The sequence below is a fragment of the Pseudomonas sp. WAC2 genome (assembly GCF_030403525.1).
GTDB lineage: Bacteria > Pseudomonadota > Gammaproteobacteria > Pseudomonadales > Pseudomonadaceae > Chryseomonas > Chryseomonas luteola.
In genome coordinates, this window is sequence record NZ_JAUEPD010000001.1 from 594,925 (window position 1) to 611,930 (window position 17,006).

Below are 17,006 nucleotides of genomic sequence, written 5' to 3' on the forward strand. Positions count from 1 at the left end.
GGTTTACTCTTGTTTCGTATACTGGCGCAGCAGCAAGGTGCCGCCGCGCTGGGTGAATTCAAGTTGGCGCAGGGCGCTCATACCAAGCAGCACCTGATCACCATCGATATTGGGCGCAACCAGCGCACGTACGTCGTGCAGCACGATATCGCCCAATCGAAGCTCATTGATACGGGTACGCCAGCCCTGGGCCCGACCATTGGCTGTGCTCAACAGAACAGGGCCGCCATGGGGCAGTTTCAGCGTGGCCGCCAGCTCAGCCGACAGGGCAACATCAGTTGCGCCCGTATCGACTACAAAGGTGACGTCCTTGCCATTCAGCGATCCGTTGGCCAGAAAGTGTCCTGCACCATTACCGGCCAGACTAACCTCGATATAGCCATCGCCGTGCTGGGAAACAGGCACCTGGTTAGGGTTCTGCCGTTGCAGCTCAAGGCCGCCAAACCAGTGCGCCAAGAGCCATAGCCCTGCCCCCCACGCAAGAAAGAGCATGACGCGTCCGGCACGCTGACCTGCCGTCTGATGACTCACGGTGCGTCCCAGCCCGCGGCGGGTGCAGCGTAATGCAGAACGTAAGGCCGCTTGTCACCATCCTCGCGCGCCAGATCACCGGTATCCAGGCCAATCCAGGCGCCTCGCTCGTCTATCCATAGCGCCTCGGCCAATCCCCAGTTCTGCCGGTAATGCCGAACAGGGGCCAGCAGTGTTTTAGCGAATGACCAACAGCGTTCGGCAATACCCGACTGGGCGCTACGACGACAGAGTTGATGAGCCGCACGCTCCAGGGTAAAGAGCTTTCCGTGGTAATAGACCATGTCGGAAAAGTCGACAGGTAACGGGCCGCGCTTACCCAACGCAGGCGGAATCGGTGTGGTCCCCCCCTCGGCAAACATGACGCAGCTACCATGACAGACCCACTTATCGCCCTGCTTGAACAGCGTCAGGATTCCGCGGCGCTGCCGCTCTGCTGCCAGCCAGATCTGCTGGCCATCCGGGCTTACGGAGATGCCTTCATAAATGGAATTGAAGTGTGTAAGCAGGCCATGACGGTTTGCCTGTGACATCAGGTTCCAGGGCAGCTTCAGCCAGGACTGACCACCCTGCACAGGATCGAGCAATACTGCCGCGTAACCTTCGCTGACCAGATAACGGTTACCCGCCTCATCACAGGTGATGCCCTCAAGATCGACCGTCCCGCCTCGCTTGTACTCTGCAAGGCGGACAAACAGGCGAAGGTTCCAAGGCAGCCCTGCTGACGGCGGAGGGCCTGCCGAAATCGGATGAGCTTCGGCCTTCCAGATCTCGCCGCTCGAGTCCAGACGATAATATTGATCATCATCGCGATCCGATACCGTCCAGAACTCACCCTTGCACAGGGCCAGGCCGGATAGATTGCCGCCTCGCATCCCTTCAACAGGGTATTCTGCTTCCAGGCGCAGCTCTTCTGCTGCCCTGGCCTGCTGCAGACCGAGACCTAGCAGTATTAACAGAGCCCACAGGCGCCAGTGCTTACTCAAACAAGCACCTCAGCCAGGTTCCCCTTGCTCTCCAGCCAGCTTTTGCGATCCCCAGAGCGTTTTTTTGCCAACAGCATATCCATGATTTCGAGCGTTCCAGGGGTGTCCTCCAGGGTAAGCTGCACCAGCCGTCGCGTATTGGGATCCATCGTGGTCTCACGCAACTGAAGCGGGTTCATCTCACCCAGCCCCTTGAATCGGGTCACCTGTGGCTTGCCACGCTTCTTCTCGGCCGCAAGGCGATCAAGGATACCGTCTCGCTCGGCCTCATCCAGCGCATAGTAGACCTCCTTACCCAGGTCAATCCGATACAGGGGAGGCATGGCGACATAGACATGCCCGGCCTCCACCAACGGTCGGAAGTGGCGCACAAACAGGGCACACAGCAGCGTGGCGATATGCAGACCGTCAGAGTCGGCATCCGCCAGGATGCAGATTTTACCGTACCGTAGCTGGGAAAGGTCCGCTGCACCGGGGTCCACGCCAATCGCAACCGCGATGTCATGAACCTCCTGGCTACCCAGAACCTCACCTCCATCGACTTCCCAGGTGTTCAGGATCTTGCCGCGCAACGGCATGATCGCCTGGAACTCCTTGTTGCGAGCCTGTTTGGCGCTACCACCTGCCGAGTCCCCCTCAACCAGGAACAGCTCACAGCGCAGCGGCTCCTGCCCTACGCAGTCCGCGAGCTTACCGGGCAGTGCGGGGCCTTGAGTGATCTTCTTACGCTCAACCTTCTTGCCCGCCTTCAGACGACGCCCGGCATTATTGATGGCCAGTTCTGCCACTTGCAGCCCTAGCTCTGGGTTGGCATTAAGCCAAAGGCTGAAGGCATCTTTAACGACGCCCGAGACGAACGCTGAAGCCTCACGCGAGGAGAGACGCTCCTTGGTCTGGCCAGAGAACTGAGGCTCCTGCATCTTCATCGACAGGACGAAGGCGATGCGCTCCCAGATATCCTCGGGCGCAAGCTTGAGACCACGGGGCAAGAGATTGCGAAACTCGCAGAACTCACGAATGGCGTCGAGCAGCCCCTGACGCAGACCATTGACGTGCGTTCCACCCTGGGCAGTAGGGATTAGGTTGACGTAGCTTTCCTGAACCGACTCACCGCCTTCAGGCAACCACAAGAGCGCCCAGTCGACGGCTTCCTTGTCTGACGCCAGGCTGCCGAAGAACGGAGCCTCCGGCAGGCGTAAGGCGTCACCTACCGCATCAACCAGATAGGAGCGTAGGCCATCTTCATAATGCCACTCGATACGCTCACCGCTGGCCTTGTCCTCGAAACTGACCGCAAGGCCAGGGCAGAGAACGGCCTTTGCCTTGAGAATATGCTTCAACCGGCTGACAGAAAACTTTGGCGAGTCGAAGTATTTGGGGTCAGGCCAGAAATGAACGCTGGTGCCGGTGTTGCGCTTGCCGACACTGCCCACTACGGCCAGCTCACTCGCCTTGAAGCCATCGGCAAATGCCATGGCATACTCGCTGCCATCACGCTTGACCTTGATCTCGACACGGGTGGACAGCGCATTCACTACAGAAATACCCACCCCGTGCAAGCCACCGGAGAACTGGTAGCTCTTGTTGGAAAACTTACCGCCGGCGTGCAGTTTGGTCAGGATCAATTCGACGCCTGATACGCCTTCTTCCGGATGGATGTCGACTGGCATACCACGACCGTCGTCGAGCACTTCCAGAGAGTTATCCTCATGAAGGATGACCTGCACACTACGGGCATGACCGGCCAGCGCCTCGTCGACACTGTTATCGATCACTTCCTGCGCCAGGTGATTGGGACGAGTCGTGTCGGTGTACATGCCCGGGCGCTTGCGCACCGGATCCAGTCCGGACAGGACCTCGATAGCTTCTGCAGTATAGGCGTTTTGCTGGGCCATAATCTCTATTTGAAAGTCGAAAAATCGATGCCATGCCACAAGACAGGCGAGAAACCGGCAAAGGACAATAGCGAAGGCAGCCTTTCAGCGAAGTTCTGGAAACCATGGTCTCCACCCGCTTCGATGCGCAATGCACATCCTTGATAAAGCGCCTGGGCGTCGCGATAGTCGAGCGTCTCGTCAGCCGTCTGCAGCCACACCTGGTAGCGGGAAGGATCCTGAGGCGCGCCCACATCGAGCGCCGCCAGCGCGTCAACGTGAGCGTCCGTCAATACCCACTCCTCACCGCTGTAGTAGTTTTTCTGCGGCCCCCGATAAGCATCGATCAAACGCCAGGGGCGCACTGCCGGATTAACCAGTAGAGCCTTCAGGCCATAACGCTCGGCAAGAACGGTGGCATAGTAGCCGCCTAATGAACTGCCGACCAGTAAAGGCTGGCCCAAAGCAGCCAGAGATGTCTCAAGCTGAGACATGGCAATAACAGGGTCATAATGAAGATCAGGCGCGCGAACGCACCCCTGCAGGCCGAGCCGCTGCATGCAGGCATGGAGCTGGCGGGCTTTGAGGGAAGCCGACGAGCTATTGAAGCCGTGGATATACAGTACAGAAGGCACTGGTTAATCCTGTATAAATAACCAGTGCTATATTAACCTTTTTTTGGCTGCTCTTGAAGGCCTATCGGTTAATAACCACTGCCCTGGAAATCCACATTGAAATCCACACCTTCTACCCGCGAGATGCCGGTTTCAATCGTACCGTCCGGTAATAGCCTGAGCCAACGGTAGCCTGGGGCTTGCATGCCCACTTTGAAATCAACGCTGTTCGGCTCGAACTGCAGCCCTGTTGACGGTGATGCCAACAGGCGTACGCCGTTACGTATCTGATCGAACTCCTGATGGATATGGCCCCAGAGAATGACGCGCACCTGCGAATACCGATCCAGCACTTCAAAAAGCGCCTCAGGATTGAGAACCCCTAACGGCTCCATCCACTGGCAGCCCACCTGAACAGGGTGGTGATGGAAAGACACCAGCACGTGTCGATCCGGTGCTTCGCTCAGTGCCTTTTCGAGCAGCTCGAGCTGCTCCTGGTCGAACCGCCCGGGCACGGCACCATTAATGGTCGAATCCAGCATGATCAGCCGCCACTGCCCCATATCGAGCACGGGGTCCATGAGGTCTGTTCCGGCACAGAAGGTCTGCATCACCTTGACCTTGTCATGGTTGCCCGGCAACCAGCGGGCAGGCGCATCAAGGCAAGCCGTAAGCTCCTTGAAGGACTGGTAGGCCTCGGGCGTACTTTCCTGTGCCAGGTCTCCGCTGGCCAGTATCAGGTCTATCGTCGGCTGCTCGGCTCGTACGCGCTCTACAACCTGTTCCAGGCTATAGCGGGTATCCAACCCCAACAGGCGCCCCTCGGGAGAGGAAAACAGGTGACTATCGGTAAGCTGGACCACAAGCGGTGCAGCGAGGAAATCTGGCGACGTAGCCAAAGCCATCTCCTTGAATCGCGGCGTCTACAACAAATCAAAGTGTAGAGAGTGCATGTAAGCGCACCTAACAGATGGTGCACAGTTCACACTTGTAACCGATGAACTGTATGCCGACCCCTGTTTGACAAGCTATTACATCACGCAGCGACAAAAGGTCATTTTACGGCAGCAGGCGACGGTGGCAGCATCAAATTAAATGCTAGCACAAAGCCATTATTTGTGTATCGATCCGTGGCTGGGAGTTTCTATGGCGGCGAGACACGCACGCCGGAGGACAAAGCGGTAATCAACGCTGCAGAACAGGTTCGGACTCGTGTCCGCATGCCATGCAGTGGCTCAACCATTCGCCTAGAAACAGATTCAGCTGCGTCTTTTCGTCAGGATGGTTCATCAGCTCGTTCGGATACGGATAGATTGCCTGTAGCCGGCGGGTCGGCCCCGCGCTGATGACCTCTGCCATGCGTGCATCATGGTAAACACGCACTTCAAGCCTGGGCACAGGCAACCAGGGAAGCCCAAGCTCCTGGCTGACGTGCAGTGTTGTTGTATATGGACACGCCTCGGTCACTTCCAAGGCTAGTATGCCCAACAGCTTTTCTCCCTGCGAAAGCGCCACACGACGGGAAATCAGTGCCTCGCGCATCTTGGGAAGAAGCTGCATCAGTCGCAGGTAGTTGGACTCGCACGTGGCCTGCAGCCCCGGCAAGTCAACTCGGTAGCGATCCCGCCCTTTCAAACCCATAAACCACGTACCTCGGCGCGATTGAGCGCCAGCCATTGCAAGGCAATCATTGCCGCTGCGTTATTGATTTTTCCATTCTTGACGGCGTCCAGCGCATCCTCAAAAGGCATGACGTGAACACGAATATCTTCCCCTTCTTCAGGCAAGCCGTGCACACCGCCAGCCTCGTCGCTGTCCACACGGGCCAGGAAGAGATGCACCAGCTCATCACTGCCACCTGGAGAGGGGAAGTAAGTGGAGATGGGCCATAGCGATTGCAAGGCCAGACCAGCCTCTTCTTGCGCTTCGCGATGAGCGACCTCTTCGGGCACCTCATGGCTCTTGTCGATCAGCCCGGCTATCGGCTCAAGCAGCCACGGATTATCACTTTTATCAATGGCCCCAACCCTGAACTGCTCTACCAGCACTACCTTATCCCGCTTGGGATCGTAGGGCAGTACGCAGACCGCATCGTGCCGAACAAAAAGCTCCCGATCCAACCGGCGACCCATTTCGCCGGAAAACAACCGATGCCGTAAATATAGACGGTCTACGCGATAAAACCCTTTGAAACACTCTTCGCGGCGCTCAATTTCGAAGTCGCCTGGGGCTGACTTTACGTTTTCGCTCATCTAAGCCTCTCCGGACTTCAGTCGTGACAATCGCGCCATCCTAGCGTGACCGCTTGAAGGATGCAGCCCCTTGGCAGTACCGCCCGGAAGACAGGAAGATATGCGGATGACTGAACGGTTTGATGCCGAACTCATTGCACCGGATGCACTCGAAGCACATCCTGAGCACAGCCCCTCTACCTACCAAGGAGCCCCATGCGACTGTCCAAACTACTCGTTATCGCCAGCACGGCCGTTTTATTGAGTGCCTGCCAAAGCTTTTTCAAGCCTGACCTGAACGAACCGCTCAAGCCCAAGCGTGTGGCGTGGGAGCACCGTCCGGCGGGCTGCGCCAATGCTGACTGCCCCTTCGTCAATGTCGATACGCTGAAGTTCGACGATGAACACCTTAATGCGATCATCGAGCAAGCCTTGCTTGAGGAAACCCGACCGGAACCGGGAGCCCCGGTAGCACAGTCGCTGGACGCTTACGAGCAGGACTTCCTGCGCAATGCGCAGCCGCGCTGGAGCAGTTACCTGCAGGCCAACATACGCGAGCAGCATGACGGGCTGGTGATTGTCGAGCTGTCATCCTATCTGGACACAGGCGGTGCCCACGGCCAGCCGGGCCGCAGCATCATCAATTATGATCGTCAGCAAAAGAAAGTCCTGAGGCTTCAGGACATCCTGGTGCCAGGACAGGAACAGGCTTTCTGGGATGTAGCCAAAACCGCCCACCAGGCATGGCTGATAGCCAACGGACTCAAGGACGACGGTGCCTTCGAGAAAGAATGGCCCTTCGTCAAGACATCCAACATTGCACTGGATTTCGGTGCCGTCACGCTGAAGTATGATGTCACCAGCATTGCGCCCTACTCCATGGGCCATCCGCTTATCAAGATTCCCTATCCCAAGCTGAACGGCATCGTGCGCCCTGAATACTTTCCAGGCCGCCGCGCGCTGTAAGCCTGCTAGCCTGGCGATGCGAATCGCCAGGCTACCGACTCCTACCGTGCAATCAGTCTCCCCAGCACCAACTGAAGTAGACCCGCCAGGATCAGCGCCGGCAGGGTTGCCCCCAGTACGGGCCAGAAAGCAGCAAGCAGATGATAGATCGCTACACCGCAGCCCCAGGCGATGAGGGTGTCCCAGCGCAGCGTCGTCATGGCTACATGATCGGCGTGCTGGGTACGAAGGATAAAATGGTCGACCAGTACCACGCCAAAAAGTGGGGCGAATACCGACCCGATGAGCAGTAGAAAGTGCTCGTATTCAGCCAGGGCAACCTGCCACGCGATGAGTGTACACAGCACGCCGAAAGCCAGTGACAGATGCTCGACCTTGAGCCGGACCAAAATGCCGGAAGACACGGCAGCTGAATGAATGGCTGCAAATGTATTTTCCGACTCATCCAGCAGGATCAGCAGCAGGGGTATGCCTACGCCTGCGCCCGCCAAGGCCAGTAACAGAGCATTGGTCTGGCTTGCATCGGCGAAAGCCAGGGTATAGGCCACGCCCAGTCCCATCAGCCAGAAGTTGCCCAGGCAGTAACCGATGGCCGTGCCGCCAAACACGCCGGCCTGCCCGCGGCCAAACCGAGCATAGTCGGCAATCAGTGGTAACCAGGACAGCGGCATGGCGATAGCAATATCGAATCCGGCTGCAAAATTCAGCGATCCATCACCAGGACGCGCCCACAGCGCAGCCAGATCTGCCTTGGAGAAAAAATTCCAGGTCAGCCAAATGCAGGCGGCCAGGAGCAGCCAAATACCCCAGCGACGCAGAATGCGGCGAACGAAGGTAAGCGGACCGGCGACCGCCAGAATCGTAACCAGTACGCCGAATGTCAGCGTCCAGAGGACCGGATTGGCTAGCCAGCCACCCGCCCCCAGGTAACGGTCCGTTAGCAGAAGGGCTGCATCTCTCATAACCACCAGCTCGAAGCTGCCCCATCCTACCAGCTGCAAGATGTTCAGTACGGCAGGAACTACCGCACCGTAACGTCCAAGGTTCAGCTTGAGCGCCGACATGGCTGAAAGGCCGGTGCGGCTCCCGATGGTCCCAACAACGGCCAGGAGCAGTGAGCCGGCAACCGACCCACATAGAATCGTAAGCCAGCCCTGGGCAAGGCCAAGTCCGGGAGCCAGAAGCGCCCCGGTCTGAACCACCATGAGCCCGACGCTGAGCGAAAACCACAGGGAAAAGAAATCACGTCCGCCTAATACACGGCGTGCGTCAGGCACCACGATGTCGGGTGAATAGGTGCTGGTCGTACTCACAATAAACGATATCTCGGGTAATCAACGGGACAGGCGCGTTTTCTGAGTCGCCCGGAACATAACAAGAAGCCGCGCCCAGGGCCGCGGCTTAGCACTACACAACAACCCGCGCGTTAAACCTGCTTGTAAATCACACTGCCCTCTTCCTTGAACCGTGCTGCCTGCTCCTGAAACCCGGCTTCGATGGCTCTTTGCTCATCGGTCAATCCATTCTCCTTGGCGTAATCACGCACTTCCTGAGTGATCTTCATGGAGCAGAACTTGGGCCCGCACATCGAGCAGAAGTGCGCCACCTTGGCAGAGTCCTTGGGCAGGGTCTCGTCGTGGAAAGCACGCGCTGTGTCCGGGTCCAGGCCCAGGTTGAACTGATCTTCCCAGCGAAACTCGAAGCGTGCCTTACTTAGCGCGTTATCGCGGATCTGGGCGCCAGGATGACCCTTGGCGAGGTCAGCGGCGTGGGCAGCGATCTTATAAGTGATGATGCCGGTTTTGACATCGTCCTTGTTGGGCAAGCCCAGGTGTTCCTTAGGCGTGACATAGCACAGCATGGCACAGCCGAACCAACCGATCATGGCGGCGCCGATACCAGAGGTAATGTGGTCATAGCCGGGGGCGATGTCCGTGGTCAGGGGGCCAAGCGTGTAGAACGGCGCCTCGTCGCAGCATTCGAGCTGCTTGTCCATGTTTTCCTTGATCAGCTGCATCGGCACATGGCCCGGACCTTCGATCATGCACTGGACGTCATGCTTCCAGGCCAGCTTGGTCAGCTCACCCAACGTCTCCAGCTCACCAAACTGGGCGGCATCATTGGCATCCGCTATAGAGCCCGGCCGCAGGCCATCCCCCAGGGAGAAGCTGACGTCATAGGCCTTCATGATTTCGCAGATTTCTTCGAAATGCGTATACAGGAAGTTCTCCTGGTGATGCGCCAGACACCACTTGGCCATGATTGAACCGCCGCGCGAAACGATACCGGTCACGCGCTTGGCCGTCAGCGGCACGTAGCGCAACAGTACCCCCGCGTGAATGGTGAAGTAGTCCACTCCCTGTTCGGCCTGCTCGATAAGCGTGTCGCGGAAGATCTCCCAAGTCAGGTCCTCAGCTACACCACCGACCTTTTCCAGCGCCTGATAGATCGGAACCGTCCCGATCGGGACCGGACTGTTACGCAGGATCCACTCACGCGTCTCGTGAATATGCTTACCGGTAGACAGGTCCATCACCGTATCAGCGCCCCAGCGGATGCCCCAGGTCAGTTTTTCCACCTCTTCCTCGATTGAAGACCCCAGCGCACTGTTACCGATATTGCCGTTGATCTTCACCAGGAAGTTGCGGCCGATGATCATCGGCTCCAGTTCAATATGGTTGATGTTTGCAGGGATGATGGCGCGGCCACGGGCCACTTCGTCCCGGACGAACTCTGCGGTAATTTCTTTCGGGATGGCAGCACCAAAGCTTTGCCCGCCATGTTGCTGCGTCAAAAGACCCGCCTCCCGAGCCTCCTGAAGCTTCATGTTCTCGCGAATGGCAATGTATTCCATTTCCGGCGTGATGATGCCTTTCCTGGCGTAATGCATCTGACTGACGTTGTGCCCTGCCTTGGCCCGACGCGGGGTCCGAACATGGGCGAACCGCAGGGCGTCAAGCGCAGGGTCATCCAGGCGAGCACGCCCGAACTCGGAGGAAAGCCCCGGTAGAATCTCGGTATCACCACGCTCATCGATCCAGCGCGAGCGAACATCCGGCAGTCCCTTGCGTAGATCGATGCGTACATTCGGGTCTGTATATGGGCCTGATGTGTCGTAGACAAATACTGGCGCATTCTTCTCGCCGCCGAACGCGGTTGGCGTGTCAGCCAGACGGATCTCACGAACCGGCACGCGGATATCCGGCCGGGAGCCGGTCAGGTAGACCTTTCGGGAATTGGGAAACGGCTGGGTGGACTGGCGATCGACCTGGGTGAAATCGGTGACGTTGTTCTGCTTGTTCATCGAGGCTCTCCTGGTAGGCACGGTGCCGGGGAAGAACCTGATACTCAGGAACAGGCGGATGCCTGCAAGGTGGTCTGTTCGAGCGAACAGACCTCTTGTTCCCTACGCGGGTTGGCACGTCGCACGCGACGAGTCTAGCCCGATCAGGTTCAACGGGATCCGGGACTACCCGATCTCAGCGCTTCGTATGACGCACCCCGACAAGAACGTCTGCAGTGTAAACATAGAATGCGTTACCCGCTAGGAAACTTCACAGCATATTTTCTCTCGTATGGCCGATACGGCTACACTCGCCCTACAACATGGAAAGCTATGCCAGGACCTCACATGCTGCGTATCGTTCTCTTTTCAACCCTGAGCTGTGCCTGCAGCCTGGTCATGGCTCAGTCAGTAGAGCCGGCTACCACACAGAACGGACTGGTCGCGGTTTACCAGGAAGCCCTCAGCAACAACTCCGATCTGGCGGCCGAGCAGGCAGGTCTTGCAGCGCAGCGCGAGGCCATTCCGCAAGCCCGCGCAGGCCTGCTGCCGCAGCTCAGCTTGGGCGCTCAAGTCAATGACACCCATATGAGTCTGGGGCTGAAACAGAACGACACCTTAGGGATTGCGGAGGGGCGATATAAGAGTGATCGCAGCAGTCAGATGATCCAGGCCAACCTCAGCCAGCCGCTGTTCCGGGCAGATCGTTGGTTTCAACTCCAGGCAGCCAAGGCCGGTACGGAACAGGCCGAGTACCAGTTTTCAGCCGCCCAGCAGAACCTGATCCTGCAAACAGCAGAAGGCTACTTCAGCGCCTTGCGCGCCCAAGATGCCCTGGCTACTGCCCGAGCCGAGGAGGCCGCGCTCTTCCGCCAGCTCGACCAGACTCGCGAACGCTTCAAGGTTGGCCTGACTGATGAGACGGATGTACTCCAGGCCCAGGCCAGTTATGACACAGCCAAGGCCAACAGTTCTCTGGCTTCGCGTAATGTCCAGGATGCCTTTCAGGGGCTGGTCCGTCTGACCAACCGGGAGTACAACGCGCTCGAAGGCATTCGCCACGATCTGCCGATCCTGCCACCCATGCCCAACGATGCCAAGGCCTGGGTCGATCGCGCCGTGGCGCAGAACCTCCAGCTGCTGGCCTCCAACTCAGCCGTAGACACGGCGCAGGAAACCTTGCGCCAGCGCAAGGCCGGACACCTACCCACCGTGGATGCGGTGGCACGCTACCAGCGCGGCGACAATGACGCTTTCAACCTGCCCAATCCGGGTGTCGATATTTTCGACAGCCCCGTCAGCCAGCGCAGCGTGGGCGTGCAGGTCAATGTTCCCCTTTATACCGGCGGGCTGACCAGCTCCCAAGTACGCGAAGCCTATCAGCGGCTGGACCAGAGCGAGCAGCAGCGCGAGAGCATGCGCCGTGAGGTGGTACAAAATACACGCAACTACCATCGCGCCATTAACACCGATGTTGAGCAGATTGCTGCACGCAAGCAAAACATTGCGTCCAGTCAACGCGCCTTGGAGGCTACCCAGATCGCCTATCAGGTGGGTACACGCAGCATTGTCGATGTACTCGACATACAGCGCCAGCTCTATAACGCCGTTCGTGAATACAACAATGCTCGCTATGACTATATCCTGGATAACCTGCGCCTGAAGCAGTCAGCCGGCATTCTGAGCCCGAACGACCTGCTTGAGCTATCGCGCTATTTGAAACCTGACTACGACCCGGACCGTGACTTCCTGCCTCCGGATCTGGCCAAACCCATCAGTATGACGCAGCGGCCCTCGTTAAGACCCTGACGAATGCCTGATCAACCGATCCAGCCCATCCAGCAGTCGCTGCAAGGCGCCCTGGTTGGCTTTGAGTACAGCCAGTCCGCCCTGCCGCATCTGGTCGGCTACATGCTCATCCATCAGCAGCAGCTGGAGCGCCTCAGCAATATCCTCGGCGCTCCTTACATCACGCAAGGCCTGCGCATCGCGCAGTTGCGCCGCGATGTCCAGAAAGTTAAATACATGCGGTCCGGAAAGAACCGGCTTACCCAGGGCTGCCGGCTCCAGAAGATTATGCCCGCCCCGCTCGATCAGGCTACCTCCTACAAAAGCGACATCCGCTGCGGCATATAAGAAGAGCAACTCGCCCATCGTATCGCCTAGGTAAACGGTCGTGTCGTGAGCAACCGGCTCGTCCTTCGAGCGGCGCGCAGTGCTCAACTGGCTTTGCTGACAATGCTTGTAAACATCATCGAAACGCTCAGGATGACGCGGCACCAGTATCATCAGCGCGTCAGGTAAGTGCTGGCGTAACCGCGTATGGGCCGCCAGAAGAATCTCGTCCTCGCCGGCATGGGTACTGGCTGCAATCCAGACAGGGCGATGTCCCCAGGCTTCTCGCAACACCTCTGCACGACTAATCAGCGCCGGATCGATACTCAGGTCGAATTTGATGGATCCTGTCACAGTGACACACTCAGGCCGGGCCCCAAGCGAGGTAAACCGCTCGGCCTCCGCCGGTGTCTGGACCGCGATCCAGTCCATGGATGACAGCATGGGGCGCGTGACACCCTCCAGACGACCATATCCTTTTGCCGATCGTGCAGACAGGCGGGCATTGGCCAGTGCTACCGGAATCCCTCGACGGGAGCACTGATGGATATAGTTGGGCCAGAGCTCGGTCTCCATAATGACAGCTAGCGTCGGTCGTACATGATCCAGAAACCGTGCGACTGCGCAGGGCACATCATAAGGTAGATAACAATGCTGGACCTGGTCACCAAACAGCGCCCGAATTCGCTCTGAACCGGTAGGCGTCATACAAGTTACCGTGACGGGCAAATCGGGGTGCCGTTCGATCAGAGCCCGTACCATTGGCGCAGCAGCAATACTTTCTCCCACTGAAACCGCATGTATCCAAAGACCACCAGGACGCATGGGCGGAAGGCCAAGGGAAAACCGCTCCCCCATGCGCTGACGATAGAGCGGCGCCTTGCGCGAGCGGAGCACTAAGCGCACGGCAATGAAAGGAAGGGCAATATAGAAAAGCAGGCTATAGAGAATTCTGTTCATGGCGGCGGAGCTTAGCCCGCTTTGCATGGAAAGGCGATGGCAAAGCCCTCTGTTGATCCTAGGACGGCCTTAACCAATGGCTTGCAGCTGCTCGGCAAAGTGCTCACCCAACCAGCGCGCCGCAGGCCCCTGGGGCTCGTCACGCCGCCAGACCAGCTCAACTACCAGCGGAGGTGGCGTCCAGTCACTGGCCAGCTCCACCAGGTGATTCAAGTAAGTAGGATAGCGGGCCACATGACGAGGCAGCCAGGCCCAACCAATGTCACGCATGACCAGTTCTGCTGTCACATAGAAACTGTCGGCTCGCCAGACGTGTGGACTGATCGGCTCGCCGCCCGGGTAACCGCTCTGATAAGGCGCAATGAGAATCTGCCGGTGCTGAGCTAATTGCTGACGCGTGATGCGAGCATAGTGAGCTAAGGGATGACCTGCCCCACACACCGTAACCATCTCCACCAGACTAAGCCGCCTGCGCTCCAGGGCATCGGGCATGTGCTCGTGATGGAACATGAGTCCAAGGTCAGCTCGGCGATCAAGCAGCTTTCGCGCAACCTCACCCTGGGCACCACTGGCAAGCTGTACATCTAGAAAAGGATAGGTCGCTGCCAGGGTCTCAAGGCTATTGACGATAGGCTGATACGGCATCGCTTCATCATGAGCCAAGCGCAAGCGAGTTTCCTCGCCCTGTGTCAGCCCCAGCGCCCGACTTTCGAGGCGTTCACAATGCCTCAGAATTTCCCGCGCCTCATCAAGCAGCGCCCGTCCCGACTCGGTCAGGCGAGGCTGTCGTCCGCTACTGCGCTCGAACAGCAGGACGCCAAGGTCTGCTTCCAGCAAGGCAATTGAGCTACTGATAGCTGACTGGGCGCGCCCCAACCGACGAGCCGCTGCAGAGAACGAACACGTCTCGGCCACACTCACAAACAGACGAACCTGATCAAGGCTCCACTGCATAACCTATCTCCATTACAGATAGGTAATCACTTTATCCCATCACAAGAAAAACTAGACTGGCGTTTTCAATCAGGATGCTTCTTATGATCGGCTACATTTATCTGGCTATTGCCATCGCGGCTGAAATCGTTGCGACAACCGCAATGAAGGCTTTGGATGGCTTCAACAAACCGCTCCCGCTGGTACTGGTTATCGTTGGCTACGCCGTTGCCATTGGGCTTCTTTCTCAGGTAGTCAAGATTATTCCGGTCGGTATTGCCTATGCCATCTGGTCAGGCATGGGAATCGTGTTGGTCAGCATAGCGGCTGCCGTCATCTACAAGCAGACACTTGATCTGGCCGCCATACTGGGCATGAGCCTTATCATCCTGGGCGTTATCGTCATTCAACTGTTTTCAAAGAGTACAGGACATTGACCTGAGACCTACGTCTGCAATCGCCTCACGTTATACTGCACGCCTGTTTTTGAAAGAGTCCTGCACATGAGCCCAGCACTGAGCACCGATATTCTGATTGTCGGCGGAGGCATTGCCGGCCTGTGGCTGAACGCCCGTCTACGCCGAGCGGGTTTTGCCACAACCTTGATCGAGTCGGGCACCCTGGGGGGCGGGCAAAGCATGAAGTCCCAGGGCATTATCCATGGCGGCGCCAAATATGCCTTGCACGGCGCGCTGACAGGTGCCTCGGAGGCCATTGCCGAAATGCCTCGCCGCTGGCGCGACAGCCTGGCCGGGACGGGCGAGCTGGATCTGCAGGGTGTCCGCATCCTTTCGGAAGCACATTATCTCTGGTCTCCCGGCACGCTCGCCGGCAACCTCACCAGCTTTTTTGCAAGCAAGGCCGTACGCGGTCGAGTCGAGCCTGTCAAAGGATCGGACCTGCCTCCTGCCCTGCAGGATCGTGCCTTCAAGGGCAGGGCCTATCGCTTGGCAGAGCTGGTACTGGATGTGCCGAGCCTCATTGCGCGTCTGGCAGAGCTGGCAGGTGACAGCGTGATGAAAGGACAACGCCTTGACCCCATCCTTGAGGATGGGCAACTGGTGGGGCTGATCGTGGACGGCCAGCCTATCCGCGCTCAGCGAGTAGTACTGAGCTCAGGCGGAGGCACCGAAGCCCTGCTACGTGACCTGGGCCTTGAGCAACCGGCCATGCAGCGCCGCCCATTGCATATGGTGCTGGTCAAGGCGCCTACACTCAAACCACTTTATGCCCACTGCCTGGGCGTCGGTTCGAAGCCCCGTATTACAGTGACCACACATCCCTCAGCTGACGGGCAATGGGTCTGGTACTTGGGAGGTGAACTGGCTGAAGCCGAAGGTGTAGCGCGGTCAGAAGACGAGCAGATTGCAGTGGCTCGTCATGAGCTGGAAAAGCTGTTGCCCTGGATAGACCTCTCCCAAGCGCGGTGGGCCACCTTGCGGGTAGACCGTGCAGAGCCGGCGCAATCCAGCATGGCCCGTCCAGATAATGCCTTTGTGGCGGAACACGGCCATCTGCTGGTCGGCTGGCCAACCAAACTGGCCCTGGCGCCCGATTTTTCTGATCGAGTCTTTGCGGTCCTTGAGCGAGAAGGTATTCGCCCCGGTACGCACCCCGCCCTTCCTCCGCACCCTATGCCACCGATGGGTATCCCAGTTTGGGAGACGCTGTTGCCATGAAAACCTTGCACGATTACTACCGCCCCCTGGGCGCGACCGGACTCATAGTTTCACCACTGGGGCTTGGTACCGTGAAGCTGGGCCGTGATCTGGGTGTGAAATATCCCAATGGCTTTACGATTCCTGATGACCGTGAAGCTGCTGACCTGCTGGCCCTTGCCCATGAGCTGGGTATCAACCTTATCGATACCGCACCCGCCTATGGCCATAGCGAGGAGCGCCTGGGCAAGCTGCTCAAAGGTCAGCGCGACAGTTGGATTATTGTCAGCAAAGTGGGCGAAGAGTTCGAGTCTGGCCAGTCGCGGCACGACTTCAGCGCCCAGCACACTCGATTTTCCGTCGAGCGCAGCCTGAAGCGACTGGGGACCGACTGCATTGACTTGGTACTCGTACACTCCAACGGACACGATCTCGATATTCTGGAACACTCAGATGTCTACGCGACCCTGGAGACGCTCAAGCGCGAGGGCTCCATTCGCGCTTTCGGCCTTTCCGGCAAGACAGTAGAGGGTGGCCTGCTGGCGCTCGACAAAGGCGATTGCGCCATGGTGACGTACAACCTCAACGAGCAGAGCGAGCGGCCGGTCATCGACCATGCGACCGCTATTGGCAAGGCGATTCTCATCAAAAAGGCGCTGGCCAGCGGACATGTCTGTCTTGGGAGTGGCGTGGACCCCGTCCAGGCCAGTTTTGAACTGGTACTCGGTCATCCAGGAGTGGCCAGCGCTATCATCGGAACCATCAATCCGTTGCACCTGTCGCATAATGTCCGTGTCGCTGCTAGCGTGATCGAGTCCAGACGTTAACGCGCACGGGGCATCCATGATAACAATT

General features: G+C 58.2%; 16 protein-coding genes and 1 riboswitch. Of the genes, 5 read left to right on the forward strand and 11 right to left on the reverse strand.

Annotated elements, in window-relative coordinates; translation table 11 throughout:
• Nucleotides 1-3 precede the first annotated feature (3 nt).
• From QWJ10_RS02755 to QWJ10_RS02785, 7 genes are all read right to left on the reverse strand, one after another.
• Complete coding sequence (locus QWJ10_RS02755) at nucleotides 4-531, reverse strand: TIGR02281 family clan AA aspartic protease (protein ID WP_122043432.1); 528 nt, start codon at nucleotides 529-531, stop codon at nucleotides 4-6.
• Nucleotides 528-1,517 carry an esterase-like activity of phytase family protein gene (locus tag QWJ10_RS02760; protein ID WP_289924197.1) on the reverse strand — a complete coding sequence of 330 codons (990 nt, stop codon included), beginning with the start codon at nucleotides 1,515-1,517 and terminating at the stop codon, nucleotides 528-530. Before QWJ10_RS02760 ends, QWJ10_RS02755 begins: the two co-directional genes overlap by 4 nt.
• A complete protein-coding gene (gene parE, locus QWJ10_RS02765; protein WP_289924198.1) occupies nucleotides 1,514-3,412 on the reverse strand; it encodes a DNA topoisomerase IV subunit B in 1,899 nt (632 codons plus the stop codon). The genes QWJ10_RS02760 and parE overlap by 4 nt, the downstream gene beginning before the upstream one ends.
• Before the next feature lie 5 nt (nucleotides 3,413-3,417).
• Nucleotides 3,418-4,026: a YqiA/YcfP family alpha/beta fold hydrolase gene (locus tag QWJ10_RS02770; RefSeq protein WP_289924199.1), complete on the reverse strand. Its 609-nt coding sequence runs from the start codon at nucleotides 4,024-4,026 to the stop codon at nucleotides 3,418-3,420.
• A gap of 68 nt (nucleotides 4,027-4,094) precedes the next feature.
• Nucleotides 4,095-4,910, reverse strand: a complete 816-nt coding sequence (gene cpdA / locus QWJ10_RS02775; RefSeq protein WP_037029997.1) for a 3',5'-cyclic-AMP phosphodiesterase — start codon at nucleotides 4,908-4,910, stop codon at nucleotides 4,095-4,097.
• Nucleotides 4,911-5,190: 280 nt separating this feature from the next.
• The gene (locus tag QWJ10_RS02780; protein WP_289924200.1) at nucleotides 5,191-5,646 is read right to left on the reverse strand and encodes a DUF1249 domain-containing protein; all 456 of its coding nucleotides are present in this window, start codon (nucleotides 5,644-5,646) and stop codon (nucleotides 5,191-5,193) included.
• On the reverse strand, nucleotides 5,637-6,257 hold the full coding sequence (locus QWJ10_RS02785) for an NUDIX domain-containing protein (protein ID WP_010797080.1): 621 nt from the start codon (nucleotides 6,255-6,257) through the stop codon (nucleotides 5,637-5,639). Before QWJ10_RS02785 ends, QWJ10_RS02780 begins: the two co-directional genes overlap by 10 nt.
• A gap of 195 nt (nucleotides 6,258-6,452) precedes the next feature.
• Here QWJ10_RS02785 and QWJ10_RS02790 point away from each other — a divergent pair, with 195 nt between their 5' ends.
• Nucleotides 6,453-7,202 (forward strand): RsiV family protein, encoded by a 750-nt coding sequence (locus QWJ10_RS02790; protein ID WP_289924201.1) that lies wholly within the window; start codon nucleotides 6,453-6,455, stop codon nucleotides 7,200-7,202.
• Between the two features lie 41 nt (nucleotides 7,203-7,243).
• Here QWJ10_RS02790 and cytX read toward each other — a convergent pair whose 3' ends face one another.
• Together cytX and thiC are read right to left on the reverse strand one after the other, a co-directional pair.
• A complete protein-coding gene (gene cytX / locus QWJ10_RS02795) occupies nucleotides 7,244-8,518 on the reverse strand; it encodes a putative hydroxymethylpyrimidine transporter CytX (protein ID WP_289924537.1) in 1,275 nt (424 codons plus the stop codon).
• 110 nt (nucleotides 8,519-8,628) lie between these two features.
• Nucleotides 8,629-10,506: a phosphomethylpyrimidine synthase ThiC gene (thiC, locus tag QWJ10_RS02800; RefSeq protein WP_019364029.1), complete on the reverse strand. Its 1,878-nt coding sequence runs from the start codon at nucleotides 10,504-10,506 to the stop codon at nucleotides 8,629-8,631.
• A gap of 82 nt (nucleotides 10,507-10,588) precedes the next feature.
• Nucleotides 10,589-10,716, reverse strand: a riboswitch (TPP riboswitch).
• A gap of 117 nt (nucleotides 10,717-10,833) precedes the next feature.
• Between thiC and QWJ10_RS02805 the strand changes: the two genes are divergently transcribed.
• Nucleotides 10,834-12,294, forward strand: coding sequence for a TolC family outer membrane protein (locus QWJ10_RS02805; protein ID WP_289924202.1), 1,461 nt, complete (start codon nucleotides 10,834-10,836; stop codon nucleotides 12,292-12,294).
• Here the strand turns inward: QWJ10_RS02805 and waaA are convergent.
• Together waaA and QWJ10_RS02815 are read right to left on the reverse strand one after the other, a co-directional pair.
• On the reverse strand, nucleotides 12,283-13,560 hold the full coding sequence (gene waaA, locus QWJ10_RS02810; protein WP_289924203.1) for a lipid IV(A) 3-deoxy-D-manno-octulosonic acid transferase: 1,278 nt from the start codon (nucleotides 13,558-13,560) through the stop codon (nucleotides 12,283-12,285). The two genes, QWJ10_RS02805 and waaA, sit on opposite strands and share 12 nt — an antisense overlap.
• Nucleotides 13,561-13,629: 69 nt before the next feature.
• Entirely contained in the window at nucleotides 13,630-14,514 is an 885-nt protein-coding gene (locus QWJ10_RS02815) for a LysR family transcriptional regulator (protein ID WP_019364026.1), read from the reverse strand.
• An 83-nt stretch (nucleotides 14,515-14,597) separates the two neighbouring features.
• Between QWJ10_RS02815 and QWJ10_RS02820 the strand changes: the two genes are divergently transcribed.
• The 3 genes from QWJ10_RS02820 (at nucleotide 14,598) to QWJ10_RS02830 (ending at nucleotide 16,978) form a co-directional block, all read left to right on the forward strand.
• Complete coding sequence (locus QWJ10_RS02820) at nucleotides 14,598-14,930, forward strand: SMR family transporter (protein WP_010797073.1); 333 nt, start codon at nucleotides 14,598-14,600, stop codon at nucleotides 14,928-14,930.
• A gap of 66 nt (nucleotides 14,931-14,996) precedes the next feature.
• On the forward strand, nucleotides 14,997-16,172 hold the full coding sequence (locus QWJ10_RS02825; protein ID WP_289924204.1) for an FAD-dependent oxidoreductase: 1,176 nt from the start codon (nucleotides 14,997-14,999) through the stop codon (nucleotides 16,170-16,172).
• A complete protein-coding gene (locus QWJ10_RS02830; RefSeq protein ID WP_289924205.1) occupies nucleotides 16,169-16,978 on the forward strand; it encodes an aldo/keto reductase in 810 nt (269 codons plus the stop codon). Before QWJ10_RS02825 ends, QWJ10_RS02830 begins: the two co-directional genes overlap by 4 nt.
• The last annotated feature ends 28 nt before the right edge of the window (nucleotides 16,979-17,006 follow it).